Annotated in this window: 14 protein-coding genes and 1 pseudogene; 11 read left to right on the top strand and 4 right to left on the bottom strand. The window is 62.3% G+C overall.

What is annotated here, in order from left to right:
* Window positions 1–4 precede the first annotated feature (4 nt).
* A complete protein-coding gene (gspF, locus tag ACUN0E_RS41675) occupies window positions 5–1222 on the top strand; it encodes a type II secretion system inner membrane protein GspF (protein WP_408239181.1) in 1218 nt (405 codons plus the stop codon).
* Window positions 1223–1330: 108 nt separating this feature from the next.
* On the opposite strand, the gene ACUN0E_RS41670 is transcribed toward gspF, so the two are convergent.
* A complete protein-coding gene (locus ACUN0E_RS41670) occupies window positions 1331–1744 on the bottom strand; it encodes a type II secretion system protein N (protein WP_408239178.1) in 414 nt (137 codons plus the stop codon).
* Window positions 1745–1948: 204 nt separating this feature from the next.
* Here ACUN0E_RS41670 and gspG point away from each other — a divergent pair, with 204 nt between their 5' ends.
* The 8 genes and pseudogenes from gspG (at window position 1949) to ACUN0E_RS41630 (ending at window position 9045) form a co-directional block, all read left to right on the top strand.
* The gene (gspG, locus tag ACUN0E_RS41665; RefSeq protein WP_408239175.1) at window positions 1949–2413 is read left to right on the top strand and encodes a type II secretion system major pseudopilin GspG; all 465 of its coding nucleotides are present in this window, start codon (window positions 1949–1951) and stop codon (window positions 2411–2413) included.
* Between the two features lie 196 nt (window positions 2414–2609).
* Window positions 2610–3119 carry a GspH/FimT family pseudopilin gene (locus ACUN0E_RS41660; protein WP_445570607.1) on the top strand — a complete coding sequence of 170 codons (510 nt, stop codon included), beginning with the start codon at window positions 2610–2612 and terminating at the stop codon, window positions 3117–3119.
* 1 nt (window position 3120) lies between these two features.
* Window positions 3121–3525, top strand: a complete 405-nt coding sequence (gene gspI, locus ACUN0E_RS41655) for a type II secretion system minor pseudopilin GspI (protein ID WP_408239172.1) — start codon at window positions 3121–3123, stop codon at window positions 3523–3525.
* Complete coding sequence (locus ACUN0E_RS41650; protein WP_408334921.1) at window positions 3503–4180, top strand: PulJ/GspJ family protein; 678 nt, start codon at window positions 3503–3505, stop codon at window positions 4178–4180. The genes gspI and ACUN0E_RS41650 overlap by 23 nt, the downstream gene beginning before the upstream one ends.
* A gap of 1073 nt (window positions 4181–5253) precedes the next feature.
* On the top strand, window positions 5254–6294 hold the full coding sequence (gspK, locus tag ACUN0E_RS41645; protein WP_445570606.1) for a type II secretion system minor pseudopilin GspK: 1041 nt from the start codon (window positions 5254–5256) through the stop codon (window positions 6292–6294).
* Between the two features lie 28 nt (window positions 6295–6322).
* Window positions 6323–7744: a type II secretion system protein GspL gene (gene gspL, locus ACUN0E_RS41640; protein WP_445570217.1), complete on the top strand. Its 1422-nt coding sequence runs from the start codon at window positions 6323–6325 to the stop codon at window positions 7742–7744.
* Window positions 7741–8243 (top strand): annotated as a pseudogene (locus ACUN0E_RS41635) (type II secretion system protein M). The gene gspL and the pseudogene ACUN0E_RS41635 overlap by 4 nt, the downstream one beginning before the upstream one ends.
* Before the next feature lie 22 nt (window positions 8244–8265).
* On the top strand, window positions 8266–9045 hold the full coding sequence (locus ACUN0E_RS41630; protein ID WP_408334924.1) for a type II secretion system protein N: 780 nt from the start codon (window positions 8266–8268) through the stop codon (window positions 9043–9045).
* Between the two features lie 96 nt (window positions 9046–9141).
* Here ACUN0E_RS41630 and ACUN0E_RS41625 read toward each other — a convergent pair whose 3' ends face one another.
* Together ACUN0E_RS41625 and ACUN0E_RS41620 are read right to left on the bottom strand one after the other, a co-directional pair.
* A complete protein-coding gene (locus ACUN0E_RS41625) occupies window positions 9142–10710 on the bottom strand; it encodes an efflux transporter outer membrane subunit (protein ID WP_445570216.1) in 1569 nt (522 codons plus the stop codon).
* A 246-nt stretch (window positions 10711–10956) separates the two neighbouring features.
* Window positions 10957–11319: a hypothetical protein gene (locus ACUN0E_RS41620; protein ID WP_445570215.1), complete on the bottom strand. Its 363-nt coding sequence runs from the start codon at window positions 11317–11319 to the stop codon at window positions 10957–10959.
* 253 nt (window positions 11320–11572) lie between these two features.
* Here ACUN0E_RS41620 and ACUN0E_RS41615 point away from each other — a divergent pair, with 253 nt between their 5' ends.
* Both ACUN0E_RS41615 and ACUN0E_RS41610 read left to right on the top strand, forming a co-directional pair.
* Entirely contained in the window at window positions 11573–12115 is a 543-nt protein-coding gene (locus ACUN0E_RS41615) for a MarR family winged helix-turn-helix transcriptional regulator (protein WP_445570214.1), read from the top strand.
* A 133-nt stretch (window positions 12116–12248) separates the two neighbouring features.
* Window positions 12249–13811 (top strand): DHA2 family efflux MFS transporter permease subunit, encoded by a 1563-nt coding sequence (locus ACUN0E_RS41610; RefSeq protein WP_445570213.1) that lies wholly within the window; start codon window positions 12249–12251, stop codon window positions 13809–13811.
* A 428-nt stretch (window positions 13812–14239) separates the two neighbouring features.
* On the opposite strand, the gene ACUN0E_RS41605 is transcribed toward ACUN0E_RS41610, so the two are convergent.
* On the bottom strand, window positions 14240–14740 hold the full coding sequence (locus ACUN0E_RS41605; protein ID WP_445570212.1) for a hypothetical protein: 501 nt from the start codon (window positions 14738–14740) through the stop codon (window positions 14240–14242).
* Window positions 14741–14831 lie beyond the last annotated feature (91 nt).

Here is a 14831-nt window from a genome sequence, read left to right as displayed (position 1 = left end):
GCGCATGCCGGCATTTCGTTTCGAAGCGATCGATGCAGCGGGCAAGGCGCAAAAAGGCGTGCTCGACGCGGACAGCGCGCGCGGCGCGCGGACCAATCTGCGTTCGCAAGGACTGACGCCGCTCGTCGTCGAACCGGCGGCGACGCGCACCCGTGGCGAGCGCAATCAGCGCCTGTCGATGGGACGGCGGTTATCGCAGCGCGAGCAGGCAATTCTCACGCGTCAACTGGCCAGTCTGCTGATCGCCGGTTTGCCACTCGACGAAGCACTTTCAGTGCTGACCGAGCAATCGGAGCGCGACTACATCCGCGAGCTGATGGCGTCGATTCGCGCTGAAGTGCTCGGCGGCCATTCGCTCGCGAATGCGCTGACGCAGCATCCAAAAGACTTCCCCGAGATCTATCGGGCGCTGGTCGCCGCCGGTGAACATACCGGCAAACTCGGTCTCGTGCTCTCGCGTCTGGCCGACTACATCGAGCAACGCAACGCGCTCAAGCAGAAGATCGTGCTTGCGTTCACGTACCCGGCGATCGTGACCCTTATCGCTTTCGGCATCGTCACGTTCCTGCTGAGCTACGTGGTGCCGCAAGTCGTGAATGTGTTTGCCAGCACCAAACAGCAACTGCCGATTCTCACCATCATGATGATGGCGCTGTCCGGTTTCGTGAGGCACTGGTGGTGGGCGATGCTGATCGGCGTGGTCTTACTGGTGTATCTGGTGCGCTCGATCCTGAGGCAGCCCGGTCCGCGGCTCGCCTTCGACCGGTGGCTGTTGACCGCCCCGCTGCTCGGCAAACTCGTGCGCGGCTACAACACGGTGCGTTTTGCCAGCACGCTAGGCATTCTGACTGCAGCGGGCGTACCGATTCTGCGCGCGCTGCAAGCCGCCGCCGAAACGCTCAGCAATAACGCCATGCGCGAGAACATCGACGATGCGATCGTGCGGGTGCGCGAAGGCACGTCCCTGTCGCGTGCGCTCGGCAATACGAAGACGTTTCCGCCGGTGCTGGTTCACCTGATCCGTTCGGGCGAAGCGACCGGTGACGTGACGACCATGCTCGACCGCGCGGCCGATGGCGAAGCACGCGAGCTGGAGCGTCGCACGATGTTCCTGACGAGCCTGCTCGAGCCGTTGCTGATTCTCGCGATGGGGGGCGTGGTGCTCGTGATCGTGCTGGCGGTGATGCTGCCGATCATCGAGTTGAATAACCTGGTGCAGTGACCGGGGAGAGTTTGAAGTTGCGCGGCCGATCTGACTATGTCGGCGGCCTACTCAGGTGGCGAGTGTGGCGGCCACGCAATCAGCTGAAGCGATTCGAGGTGGGACGACTCAGCGCATGTAGATCGTAGGACCTGCAGAATTAGCCGGCAGGAACACTTCGGAATGCGCGCCATTGCGGTCGATGACGATCGAGCGGGCGCGGACTTCGGAGAGTTTGGCGCCTTGCATGAGCGTGCTGCCGAGCGACACCGCATGCGGCGGTTCGCCGCCGACGCTGACGATGGCCGCGGCGCCTTCACGCAAAGCGAGGATGCCGAACAGATGCACGTCCTGGTTGGCGCTGCGGGTGAGCTGGCCGCCGAAGAGTGTGGCGGCCTGGTCGGTCGAGACCTGCGCATGCGCGGCGGCCGCTGGCAACGGTGCGCCCGACGTCGTGGAGATCGTGATGACCCAATAGGTCAGCGTCGCGCAAAACACGGCGAACAGCGCGAGCGACAGAAGGCGGATTTGGATGGCGTTCATGCGCATATTGTACGGACTATTGTGAAAATTGCGTTGGGGGAAAGTGCCCTAACCTGGCGCTTTGCGCCAGGCCCGGCGGTTTCTCGCAACCCTTCAACTACATGACATTAAAATGACCGGCCGGGCGTGTTCAATGGCACCCTGATTGTCTGACACGCGAATCCCGCCCGATCGAAAATTTCACCTGAAAAGAGGTAGCAAGCTATGCAACTGTCGACCACTCGCCGTACTGAAATCGCGGGTCCGCGCAGCCGTCGTCAACGCGGTTTCACGCTGATTGAAATCATGGTCGTGATCGCGATTCTGGGCATTCTCGCCGCATTGATCGTGCCGAAAATCATGAGCCGTCCGGACGAAGCGCGGCGCGTGGCCGCCAAGCAGGACATTGGCACCGTGATGCAGGCACTGAAACTCTACCGTCTCGACAACGGCCGTTATCCGACTCAGGAGCAAGGCCTGCGCGCCCTGGTCGAAAAGCCGGGTACGGACCCGGTGCCGAACAACTGGAAGGACGGCGGTTATCTCGAACGTCTGCCGAACGATCCGTGGGGCAATAGCTATCAATATCTGAACCCGGGCGTGCATGGCGAAATCGACGTGTTCAGCTATGGCGCGGACGGTAAAGCGGGCGGCGAAGGTAACGACGCCGACGTGGGTTCGTGGCAGTAGTCCGATAGTTCAGTAGTTCAGCAAGCGCCGTTGATTTTCAGGCGCGCCGGACCGCCCTGCTCTTTTGGCGATCCACCGCGCGTCTTATCGACTCATTGTTTTTCTGATCTTTAGTTGATCGTTCGTGGCCGGCACTATGCGACTGTCCGCTTGCAAGTCCCGTGTGGACACTCCATGTACGGCGCCGCTGCCGGGCATGGCGTGCGCCGGAACGCGCGTGCGTGGGCCACGTGGCTTACGCGCTGGTGGCCCGAAGCGCGCGGCGGGTTTCACGCTGCTGGAAATGATGGTGGTGCTGGTGATCGCGGGCATTCTGGTATCGCTGACCGCGCTGACGATGACCCGCAACCCGCGCACCGATCTGAACGAAGAAGCGCAGCGTCTCGCGCTGCTGTTCGAGTCGGCCGGCGACGAAGCGCAGGTGCGCGCACGGCCGATCGCCTGGCAACCGCTCGATGGCGGCTTTCGCTTCGATATGCGTACCGAAGACGGCTGGCGTCCGCTGCGTGACGATCTGCTTGGACCGCGCAACTGGGAAGGTGGCGTGACCGGCGTAACGATCAATTACCCCGGGTCGGATTCGCACCCGAGCCGTGTCGTGTTCGGCACCGAAGCGATCGACGTGCCGGTGCAGATCACGCTGTTTTCGGCGGCGGGGCGCGCGACGATCGTCGGCACCGGCAATGGCCGCTATGAGGTGCACTGAGATGCGTCGTTGCAGGGACATGGGCGCGCGCGTATCGCAGCGCGGTTTTACGATGATTGAAGTGCTGGTGGCGCTGGCGATTATCGCGATTGCCTTGGCGGCGTCGTTGCGCGCGGTGGGGAGTCTTGCGAATGGCGAAGCCGATTTGCATCGTCGTCTGCTTGCGGGATGGAGCGCGGACAATACGCTGGCGCAATTGCATTTGACGCATGGCTGGCCGAACGTCGGCTCGACGAGTTTCGACTGTTCGCAGGGCAATTTGCAGTTGATCTGTACCGAGCATGTGACGGCGACGCCGAATCCGGTGTTTCGTCGAGTGGAAGTGATGGTGACGATGCCAGGGCGTTCCGGCAATCTTGCGCAGATGGTTACGGTGGTCGCGAATGAAAACAACCGTTCGCTCTAAGCGCCGTAGCCGATCGGGCGCGCGTGGTTTCACGCTGATCGAGTTGCTGGTCGCGATTGCGATCATGGCGGTGATTGCCGTGCTGTCGTGGCGCGGGCTCGATCAGATCATTCGCGGTCGACAGACGATCACGAGCGCGATGGAAGAGGAGCGCGTCTTTGCGCAGTTATTCGACCAGATGCGGATCGATGCACGGCAGGCCGCGTCGGATGATGAATCCGGACAGGCGGCGGTATCGGTTTCAGGCAGCGTGCTGCAGATCGTGCGGGAGACATTGTTGCCGGGGACGGCGCCGCGTTTGCAGGTGGTGAGGTATCGCGTGTCCGAGGGTCGCGTGGTTCGGTATGCATCGCCGCCGTTGGGGAATGTGGGCGAGTTGCGGCGCGCGCTGCGCGGTGGTGAGGGAGATGGCTGGACGGCGGTGCCTTTGATGGGTGGGGTCGGTGCTATTTCTGCCCGTCTTTATGTGCCGAAGGTTGGCTGGACCACGCAGATGAAGGATGTGCAGAGTGCTATCACGGAGAACGACAATAATTTGAAGGTGCCCCAGTTGGGGAATGCGCCGCTGCCGCGGTCGGTGACCGGGCTGGAAGTGAGTGTTGGGGCTAAGTCGTTGGCGCGGCCTGTTACGCGGGTTTTTCTCGTCGGAGAATGAATATGAAGTTCTCTTTTTTGTCTCCGCGATGGTCTGGGGTTTTGGTGTCTTTGTTGTCTCCGCGACGCTCTGGGTTTGGGTGCGTGCGGCCGTGCCGTTTTTTCGATTCTTTGCCTGCTCGGCGTGTTTGTCTTTGTCTGCGCTCTTATGGCGTTGGCCTTTCCTTGTTTTCTTATCGGTCTATTTGTGTCGCCCCTGTGCGGGGCGGGCACCTACTTTTCTTTGCCGCCGCAAAGAAAAGTAGGCAAAAGAAAGCGGCTCAAACCGCTAATGCTAAGCGGGTCCCCCGCGCAGCTAACGGCAGTGGTGCATCTGGAATCGGTGCCCACGCACATTCAATGTTCGTGACAAGGCAGTCATCCGTTCCGGCGGCGCTGCGCGCGCCGAGCGGCACATCACGAAAAACACGGGGTGCTTCTGATGCTTGTGCACCGGGCGCCATCTTTGGCGTTTCCGACACTCACGCCTCGATGGGCACTGCGTTTGGTTTTTCTGGCACCCGTGCCCCGGCGGCTATCGCCTTTGCAGGCGGGGAGGCACGGCTGCTCCCATCAGCGCTTGTGCTCTCATCATCCGATCGTTTCGACGTGACACGCCTTTCAGCTGTACGCACTTTGCCCCACGCACAGGCATCTGCAGAAAAAGCGGATAGGCGCCCCGCCGAGGCGAAGCCAACGGCCCCCACCCCCCCCAAACGAAGCCACTGGTTTTCCAGGCAAACCCGTCCGGCGAGCGCGCAGCGCGAGGCGGGAAGTATGACGGCTTTGTCGCTCCGGGTTGAGGATACGGGGGCACAGATTCCAGATGGACCACTGCCCCCTCCAAGCCAGGGGACCCGCTTAAGAGCTAGCGGTTTGAGCTGCTTTCTTTTGCCTACTTTTCTTTGCAGCAGGCAAAGAAAAGTAGGTGCCCCCCCGCACAGGGGGAAAGCTAATAAACCGATATCAAAACAAGGAAAGGCCAACGCCGCAGGCGTACAGCCAGGAAAGCGCCCGCAGGCAAACCAAGGAAAGGCCAACGCCGCAGGCGCACAGCCAGAAAAGCATCCGCAGACAAAACAACAAGGCGTAGCAATCATCAGCGCCCTACTAGTAGTCGCGCTATCAGCGATCCTGGTATCCGGCATGCTCTGGCGCCAGCAAGTCCAAATCCGCAGAATAGAAAACCAGCGCCTCCTATCCCAGGCGCAATGGGTCGCACGAGGCGCGCTCGACTGGACGCGCCTGATTCTCCGCTCGGAGGGCGACACCTCAGCAGGCATCACCTATCTGGGCGGCCTTTGGGGCGTCCCCATCGCCAAAACACGACTGTCGGATTTCCTCGGGCAAATAGGTGAAGTCAGAGCCGAGCAAGGTCAGGCAACCTATCTCTCAGGTTCGATCGAAGACGCCCAGGCGAAATTCAACCTCCGCAATCTGGTCTCGAGCCCAGCGCCGGGCGTCATGCAACTGAACACGGAACAGATCGGCGCCTATCAGCGTTTGCTCGTGTCCCTCGGCGTGAACAGCCAACTGGCAAAAAACACCGCCGTCCAGGTCCGCGCGAGCCTCGCTCAATCGGCGACACGCTTCCAGACAGTCACGTCCACTACCGGGACAACAGCGACCCCGACCCCGCAGGGCGGCGCCACTGGTGGCAGCTTCACCGATAAACCCGGTATGGAAGATGGCGACGACAACGCGGCGCTCGCGCCGCTGCAAATGATCAGCGTCGATTCGCTGCTCGACGTCCCCGGCTATACGCCGGAAATGATCGCGCGCTTGCGGCCGTTCGTCACCGTGCTGCCGACCGTATCGGCTGTCAACATGAATACGGCCTCCGCCGAAGTGATCGCGGCAATCGTGCCGGGAATGAGTCTGTCGTCCGCACAAGCCTTCGTCGCGCGCCGGCAGACGGTGTTTTTCCATAACGTGAGCGATGTGCAACTCGCCTTGACCGGCGCCGGCGTACAGTCGATCGCGATCGATCCAAGCGACATGGACGTCAACACGAATTACTTTCTGATCCACGGCCGCGTGCAGCACGAACGCGCGGAAGTGGACCGCACGACCCTCGTCTATCGCGACGCATTGACTCACACTACGCGTATCGTGCGGGTACAAGACCAACTATGAATAACGCCTTTCCCAGAGAGAGTGGCCTTTGAGCACGCTGATCGTTCTATTGCCGCCGCGTGATCCGGCGGTGCCATCGCAGGAATGGCAACTGCCGGACCTGCCGTTCGTCCTGCTCGACAAGTCGGGCCGCACCCAACGCACGGGCCGCTCGGCGCTCGCGCTGCTGCCGCGCGCTTCGTCGACGGTGCTGATGGTCGCCGCCCGCGACCTGCTGATGATGCCCGCCAAGCTGCCGCCATTGCGCGGCCCCCGGCTGCGTCAGGCGTTGCCGAATATCGTCGAGGATCAGCTGATCCAGGACCCGCAAACCTGCCACATCGCCGTCGACCCGCAGCCGGTCGCGGGCGGCCGGCAATTGCTCGCGATCATCGACCGGGGCTGGTTCCGCTTCATCTGCGAGGGCTTTGCCGCAGCCGGGCACCGCAGCGTGCGCGCCGTGCCGGTTACGCGCTGCCTGCCGCAAGCAGTCGCACTCGATACACCCGCCGAGGTCGCGGAAATGGTCAACGCGGGCGAGCCGGTCATGGCGGGCTCGGCTAGCGTGGCGACGTCGCTGCCGGGCGTGGCGCCCGTGGTGGCGCCGGGCGTCGCGTCGGCGGTGCCGATGGTGGCGGCCGTGCTCGGCGCCGTCGTCCAGACCGCGCCCGCGTTGCTGCTCGAAGGCGCGATTGAAAGCGCGGTGGTCAGCGGCGCGCCGCGCGTCGAACTGGCTATCGCGCGCGGCGTGCAAGGCGAAGGGCTGGCAGTACCGGCTAACGCCGTGAACGCGACGCTTGCCGCACTCGCCGGTGCGGCGCCAGTTTCGTTGTACATGCTGACTGAGGCGCCCGGCAACGAGCCGAGTCTTGCTGCAACCGGCCCCGCAAGGCTCGCTGCCCATATCCATGGGGCCAGCCCGCTGCCCTTCGAGCAACTTGCGCGTCGTGCGCTGGAATGCCGCTTCGATCTGTGTCAATTCGAGTTCGCCTCGCAGCCGTGGCGGCTCGACCGCGCGACGCTGCGGCGTCTGCGCCTGCCGGTCATGCTGGCAGTTGCCGCGCTGGTGATCGCGATCATTGGTGCGAACGTGCAGTGGCTGATGCTCGTGCGCCAGCGCGACGCGATCAACACGCAGATGACCGAGCTGTTCCTCAACACCTTCCCCAAGACGACGGTTGTGCTCGATGCGCCCGATCAGATGTCGCGCCAGTTGCAGCAGTTGCGGGTGGCGGCGGGTGAGCTGTCGCCGGACGATTTTCTGTCGCTCGCCGACGGTCTCGCGCGTTCGTTGGCGCCGGTGCCGGTCAACGGCATCGCCGCGCTTGACTATCACGACCGGCGGCTCGATGTGACCTTCAAGCCCGAAGTGAAACTCGATGCCGATTTCGCCAAGCGCCTCGCGCGCAACGGGTTGACCGGCGCGATCGATAGCAACACCGGCAAGTGGACCATCAGGAACGGACAATGAAAGCTGAACTCGCCCAAAGCTGGGCTGGATTCTGGGACCAGCGCACCGAGCGCGAAAAAACGCTGCTGGCATGGGGCGGTGGCGTGCTGGCCGTGGTGATCGCGTGGTCGGTGCTGTGGGCGCGGCGCAGGATGGCCGCGCGCATCTGCGTGAATCGCTGCCTACGTTGCAGCGTCAGCTGGCGCAGATGACCGCGCAGTCGAATGAAGCGCGCCAGCTCTCCGCCGCGGCTCAAGGTGTGGCGCCGACCGGCGCTGCGCTGAAGGACGCGCTCACCGCCTCGCTCAGCGATCACGGTCTTGCCGCGACCCAGGTGCAGGTGATCGGCAACGCGGTGCAGATCCAGATGAAGAACGCGTCGTTCCCGGCGTGGACGAGCTGGGTCGACGATGCGCGCAAGCAGTTCAAGGTGCAGGTCGCCGAGGCGCACGTGACCGCGCTCAAGGAAGACGGCCAGGTGGATCTGATGGCGTCGTTGCAGCCGTCTACCGCGAAATGACCGCGCCGCTACAGGATCTCGCATGAATTACTGGATGCGGCGCCTGCGCGTCGCGCTCCCCTGGCTGGTGGTCGCGATACTGGCGAGCGCGGCCGTGATGCTCACGTTGTTGCCGGCCGCCTGGATCACACCGCAGTTCGCCAAACAGACCCGTGGCCACATCAATCTCGTCGACCCAGCCGGCTCGCTGTGGCACGGGTCGGCCACACTGATGCTTGCCGCTGGTTCCGACATGAGCGCGGCGAGCCTGCTGCCGGGGCGGATCGAATGGCGCACCGCGTTCTGGCCGCTCTTCACCGGCCGTGTGCGGATGATCATGCGGCACAGCGAAGCGATGCCCGATCCGATCACCGTCGACATCACCCCGCGCAGCGCCATCGTCACGCCGGGTGCGATGGCGGTACCGGCTTCGCTGCTGAGCGGCCTCGGCGCGCCTTTCAATACGCTCGATCTGCAAGGCGACGTGCGTCTCGCATGGTCCGATTGGCGCAGCTTCAATCAGGAAGCATTCGGGCAACTGACTGTGACGCTGAACGATGTCAGTTCGCGCGTCTCGCTGGTCAAACCGCTGGGTTCATACCGGCTGTTGTTTCAGGCGCAGGGTGTGTCGTCCACGCTGGATCTGACCACCCTCAAGGGGCCGCTGATGCTGACCGGCAATGGCAGCGTGTCACCGGCCTCGACGTCGTTTCATGGGACGGCCAGCGCCGCCCCGGAAGCGCGCGACAATCTCGCAGGACTGCTGAATCTGCTGGGGCGGCCAAGCGGGCCGGATACGGTCGCGTTGACGTTCGTGCACTGAGGCGCGGGTTGGCGCGAGTGTCACGCGGTTAAAAAAAGAGGCATGGCCACATTTCGCGGCTATGCCTCTTTTGTTTTGTCCTGGCGAATCGCGCGCCTAGTTGCTCTGCGCCGCTTGCGACGCGGCGCTGTTTTGTGCCACAGGCGTCGCCGAAGCTGCCGGCAGCGGCGCGGGTGCCGCCACATCGCCCGTTTCGCGATTCATTTGCGCTATATCCCAGCCACCGCCGAGCGCCTTCACCAGACCCACCGACGACACCATCCGCTGCCCGGCGATGCTCTCCAGTTTCTGCTCCGCAGTGAAGGCGGTGGTCTGCGCGGTCAGCACGTTGACGTAACCGACCGTACCCGCCTTGTACTCGTTCGTGACGATGGCCAGCGCCTGCCTGGCCGAATCCACCGCTTGCCGCTGCACGACGATTTCCTGTTCGAGGATGCGCTGCGAGGCAAGATTGTCCTCGACGTCCTGGAACGCCGTTAGAATCGTTTGGCGGTATGTCGCGACGTCCTGATCGTAGACGGCGCGGGCGGCGTCGGTCTGCGCTTTACGCAAGCCGGCGTCGAAAATCGTTGCGGCGAGTTGCGGGCCGAGCGTCCAGAAGCGTGACGGCGCGGTCAGCAATTGCGAGAACACCGAATTCTCGAAGCCGCCGGTGGCCGACAGTGTCAGCGACGGGAAGAACGCGGCGATTGCGACGCCGATCTGTTCATTCGCTGCTGCCGCCTTGCGCTCAGCCGACGCGATATCCGGGCGCCGCTCGAGCAGCGCCGACGGCATCTGCGCGGGCACGGCGGGCGGTGTGGCGGTGAGCGGCATCGGCGGAATCGAGAAAATCGAGGCCGGTTCGCCGACAAGGACGGCGATCGCGTGCTCGTCCTGCGCGCGCTGTACACCATTGTCGATTGCGGCCGCTTGTGCCGATTGCAGCTGCGTTTGTGCCTGAATCACGTCGGAGCGCGCGGCGACGCCTGCTGCGTACTGGTTCTGCGTGAGTTGCAGCGAGCGCTGATAGGCCGCGACGGTATCGTCGAGCAGCTTCTGGGCGGAGTCGAGCGCGCGGAGCGAGAAATAGGTTTGCGCGAGCGTGGCCTGGGCGGACAGGCGCGCATTCGCCAGATCGGCGGCCGCGCCTTGCTGACCGGCTTTCTGCGCATTCACCGAGCGCGTGACCGAACCCCACAGATCCGGCTCCCAGCTTGCATCGAGTTGCACATTGAAGCTGTTGCTGACGCCGGAGCGGCTCGAGGCGGTGGTGGAGTTGCCGCTCGACGACGAACCGTTGCCCGAGCGCGTGGCGCCTGCCGAAGCACCGACAGTCGGGAAATACGCCGCGCGTGCTTCGCCGACCAGCGCGCGAGCTTGCCGGTAGGCGGCGGCAAATTGGGCGATGGTCTGGTTCGACGCGTTCAGCTTGTCTTCGAGCGCGTTGAGTTGCGGGTCTTCGTAAATGCTCCACCAGTCGCCGCGGTCTTGCCGATCCGCCGGCTGGGCGACTTTCCAGCCGGGGGCGGCTTCCTTGTAGGAAGCTGGGATTTCAGCGCCGGGCGTTTTGTAGTCGGGGCCGACCGCACAGCTGGCCAGCAGGGTGGCGAGGGCCGCCGATACTGCAATAGTCAAGGCGCGGGGCGTAATCGCCCGCGCGCGCGAGATTCGATCAAACTGCATGCAATGGATTCCTTCTGGACGCCGCAGCGCAGCCGTTGGCGGCACTGCCGGCCGAGATCATGGCTCTGCCGGGATGTTAGCGTATGGAGCCGCTCAGGCGCGGAAAACTGAAAGGGTAATGCGGGGGGAGAAGGAGGTGTGTTACTTAGGGTGTCGGGATGGTTACATGCTATTACCGGCTTCGTTGCCTTTGAGGGCGGCAAAAACGCCGCTCAGGCAACGAAGGACGGTTTTATCAGACAGGAATTAAACCCGCGAATCCGATGAAGTAGTCTGCCGGGCCAGCTTTCCAGCCGCAGCCCGACACGGCGCACCTAAGCGCGCCTGGCAAGCGCCCGCAGAGCTGGTGGCGGCACTCGTAGCTACAACGGCACTCGACACTGCGACGGAGGACACCACCGATTCCTCTGGGGCCGCCTTAGCCCCCTTCTGCCCCCGCCGATGCTCCGCCCACGCAAGCACCGCGACCCCCACCGATCCACCGGGCAGCACGAACAGCACGGCGAACAACGCCAGTTTCCACCAGCGATGCGGCCCTTGAAAGGTGCTCAGCGCGGAATCGGTCAGGGAGCGGCTCAAGCCGCCAAGGGTGTTTTTGAGGTACAGCATCGGGAAAATCCTTTTCGCACGGCGCCGTTGCGGCGTGCAGACAATCGGTCAGAACATGGTCTCGGGTGGCGCGGATCGCGCGTAACTCGTTGCCTACAATAATATTGACTATGCAATTAAATTTCAAGATACTTTGCTTCGCGCGGAGTGAGGGTGTTGTTTTTTGCGCCGCCCGCGCTGCGCGAAATGAAATTTGACTTGTCTGCTTAGGCAGCTAAAATCCGTTCTGCTTGACGATGTTCCCGGATACACGATGAACGATGGGCCCTACAACGCGGACGAGATTCACCTCGAATCGAGTCTTGGCTATTACCTGACGAAAGCGCGAAACGTGCTTTTCGCGCGGATGGACCGTGCGGTGAAACCGTTAGGACTGACCACCCAGCAAATCGGTGTGATTCTGCTGTTGTCTGCGCAACGCGCGAGCACGCCGTTCGAGTTGTCGCGCGTCATGTCATACGACAGCGGATCGATGACGCGTTTGCTCGATCGCCTTGAAAAGAAAGGCTTTGTGGTGCGCTCACGCAGTGACGCCGACCGCCGGATGGTCAAGCTGGAGTTGACGCCGCAGGGTCACGAAGCCGCGCAGCAATTGCCCGCTCTGGGCGCCGCCGTGTTGAACGAGCAATTGCGCGGATTTTCCGCCGCGGACCATGCCGCCTTGCTCGACCTGCTCGGCCGTTTCATTGCGAACGGCATCGGCGAGGAAGCAAGCGCGTGTTGCGGGCTCGGACCGTCGCAGGAATCGCTGGAAGATTCACCCGAAGAGCCGTTGCCCGATCACGGCGGGCAGTAACCAGGAGGCGTTTTTGCACGCGCCATCGTTTGAAAATGTCTGTCTGGGCAGAGGGTGATGCAGCATGTAAACGCGCCATTCGGTGGGCGCGATAAAGCTGCCGCGACAAGCTTTCCCAGTTGAGGAGAAACACATGGCTGCCGCGGCTCCCGCCGAAGCCCTACCCGCCGCCGAACTCACCCCGCTTAAAGGCGGGATGCTGGCGTTGCTCACCGTCGGCCTCGCGCTCGGCACGTTCATGGAAGTGCTCGACACGTCGATTGCGAACGTGGCTGTGCCGACCATTTCCGGCAGCCTCGGCGTGGCGACCAGTCAGGGCACCTGGGTCATCTCATCGTATTCCGTGGCCTCGGCGATCGCGGTGCCGCTGACCGGCTGGCTCGCGCGGCGCGTCGGCGAAGCGCGGCTGTTCACGCTGTCGGTTCTGCTTTTCACGATCGCCTCGGCGCTGTGCGGCTTCGCGCACAACTTTGAGTCGCTGATCGCGTTCCGGCTCCTGCAAGGGCTCGTCTCGGGGCCGATGGTCCCGCTTTCGCAGACGATTCTCATGCGCTCATACCCACCGGAAAAGCGCGGGCTCGCGCTCGGCCTCTGGGCAATGACCGTGATTTGCGCGCCGATTTTCGGGCCTGTGATGGGCGGCTACATCACCGACAACTACACATGGCCGTGGATCTTCTACATCAACGTGCCGATCGGGTTGTTCTCGGCGGTGTGCGCGTTCCTGTTGCTGCGCGGCCGCGAGACCAAGGTCACCAAACAGCGGATCGACGCGGTCGGACTCGCGTTGCTCGTGATCGGCGTGTCGTGTCTGCAGATGGTGCTCGATTTTGGCAAGGATCGAGACTGGTTCAACTCGACGTTTATCGTCACACTGGCGATTATCGCGGTGGTGTCGATTGCGTTCCTGCTGGTGTGGGAGATGACGGACAAGGAACCCGTCGTCGATCTCTCGCTATTCAAGGATCGTAACTTCGCGCTCGGCGTGGTGATTATTTCGTTCGGGTTTATGGCGTTCTTCGGGTCAGTGGTGATTTTCCCGCTCTGGTTGCAGACCGTGATGGGTTACACCGCTGGACTGGCCGGTTTGGCGACCGCCCCGGTCGGCATTCTTGCGCTGTTTTTGTCGCCGATGATCGGCAAGAATATGCATCGGCTGAACCTGCGCATGGTGGCGAGTTTTGCGTTCATCGTGTTTGCGTTCGTGTCGTTCTGGAACTCGACTTTTACGCTCGATGTGCCGTTCAATCATGTGATCTGGCCACGGTTGGTGCAAGGCATTGGTGTCGCCTGCTTCTTCGTGCCGATGACGACGATTACGTTGTCCAGCGTGTCCGATGACCGGCTCGCGAGTGCGTCTGGTTTGTCGAACTTTTTTCGGACTTTGTCCGGGGCGATCGGGACGGCGATCAGTACGACGTACTGGGAGAACGATACGATCTACCATCATGCGATGTTGACCGATTCGGTGAATGTTTATTCAGCGAATACGAACGCTTTTACCAATGCGTTGGGGAGTCTTGGGCTTTCTGGTGATGGTGTCACCGCGCAGTTGAATCAGATCGTTACGGCGCAGGCTTATATGATGGCCACTAATGATTTCTTCCGGATTTCCTGTGCGGGGTTTCTTGTGCTTGCTGTGCTGGTTTGGGTGACTAAACCCAGGAAGGGGGTTGGGCCTTCTATGGGGCATTGAGGTTTTTTTTGCCTGTGCGGCGCTTGTTGGTTGTGGTTTTATGGTGTTGGCTTTTCCCTGGTCTGGCTTCTTTGGCCTTTCCTTGAATTGTTATTGGTTTATTAGCGTTGCCCCTGTGCGGGGCGGGCACTTACTTCTCTTTGCCGCCGCAAAGAGAAGTAAGCAAGAGAAAGCGGCTCACACCGCTAATTCTTAAGTGAGGCCCCCGCACAGTCGCGGTAGTGGTGCATCTGGAATCTGTCCTCTCGCACATTCCACGTTAGTGACAAGGGCGTCATACTTCCGGCGGCGCTGCGCGCGCCGATGGGGACTTCTTGAACTGCCTTGCCGCATTTTGGGCGGCGGATTGTTCTCAGTGCCCCACCCGCGTTTCATGCGTGAGCGCTTTCTCTCCTCGCTGACCGCGTTATCGTTTCGCCTTCCTCCCCTCACTGCGTTATCGCTTCCCCACTCGTTCCCGGGATCGATTGTCCTGATGTGTCCGGGTGCATAGCTGTTGGCGCAGGTTGCGAGGGTTTTTCGCCGCTCTGCGGCGCGGACGTCACCGTGCCTCGTACGTATTCCTTGAAATCGGCGCCCGCTTCCCATGGGTTCGGTTTGCAACCCAAAGAGCCGTCGCAATGCGCGGCAAACCCGATCGTCGCCGTGCCGTCCGGGTTCGGTGTGCGCGTAATCTGGTACGCCAAGGCGCGCTTGCCGCCGTCCGGGCCGGCAGTCTGGATCAACGTGTCCGTCGCAGATTCGACCTTGTACTTCGAATGGCTCGTTACCCACGTCTGCGCACGCTGCCACCAGACATCACACTCGGCTTTGTTCGAACACGTCAACGGCGTTGTCGCGACCTGCATGACGTCCGGGTTGACCTGCCCCTGCGTCGAACATCCCGCCGTCGCCACCAGGCATAGCCCGGCCAACAGACCTTTTTTCATCACGTTGAAGCCTCCCTCTCTGGAGCGTGTCATTCAAGTTGGACAGCGTCCCCGGCGCGGTGTTTCATACGCATCCGCGAATCGTCAAACA

It is taken from the genome of Paraburkholderia sp. D1E, assembly GCF_052682275.1.
Note: the sequence above shows the minus strand (reverse complement) of the source record. Positions and strands in the feature narration are given on the sequence as shown.

Bases quoted from the DNA above. Each gene is read 5' to 3' on its own strand.
- ACUN0E_RS41620 (WP_445570215.1), bottom strand. From the start codon at position 11,319: ATGCTGTACCTCAAAAACACCCTTGGCGGCTTGAGCCGCTCCCTGACC.
- ACUN0E_RS41650 (WP_408334921.1), top strand. From the start codon at position 3,503: ATGAAAACAACCGTTCGCTCTAAGCGCCGTAGCCGATCGGGCGCGCGT.
- gspF (WP_408239181.1), top strand. From the start codon at position 5: ATGCCGGCATTTCGTTTCGAAGCGATCGATGCAGCGGGCAAGGCGCAA.
- ACUN0E_RS41615 (WP_445570214.1), top strand. From the start codon at position 11,573: ATGAACGATGGGCCCTACAACGCGGACGAGATTCACCTCGAATCGAGT.
- gspG (WP_408239175.1), top strand. From the start codon at position 1,949: ATGCAACTGTCGACCACTCGCCGTACTGAAATCGCGGGTCCGCGCAGC.
- ACUN0E_RS41605 (WP_445570212.1), bottom strand. From the start codon at position 14,740: ATGAAAAAAGGTCTGTTGGCCGGGCTATGCCTGGTGGCGACGGCGGGA.
- ACUN0E_RS41660 (WP_445570607.1), top strand. From the start codon at position 2,610: ATGGCGTGCGCCGGAACGCGCGTGCGTGGGCCACGTGGCTTACGCGCT.
- ACUN0E_RS41610 (WP_445570213.1), top strand. From the start codon at position 12,249: ATGGCTGCCGCGGCTCCCGCCGAAGCCCTACCCGCCGCCGAACTCACC.
- ACUN0E_RS41625 (WP_445570216.1), bottom strand. From the start codon at position 10,710: ATGCAGTTTGATCGAATCTCGCGCGCGCGGGCGATTACGCCCCGCGCC.
- ACUN0E_RS41670 (WP_408239178.1), bottom strand. From the start codon at position 1,744: ATGAACGCCATCCAAATCCGCCTTCTGTCGCTCGCGCTGTTCGCCGTG.
- ACUN0E_RS41630 (WP_408334924.1), top strand. From the start codon at position 8,266: ATGAATTACTGGATGCGGCGCCTGCGCGTCGCGCTCCCCTGGCTGGTG.
- gspI (WP_408239172.1), top strand. From the start codon at position 3,121: ATGCGTCGTTGCAGGGACATGGGCGCGCGCGTATCGCAGCGCGGTTTT.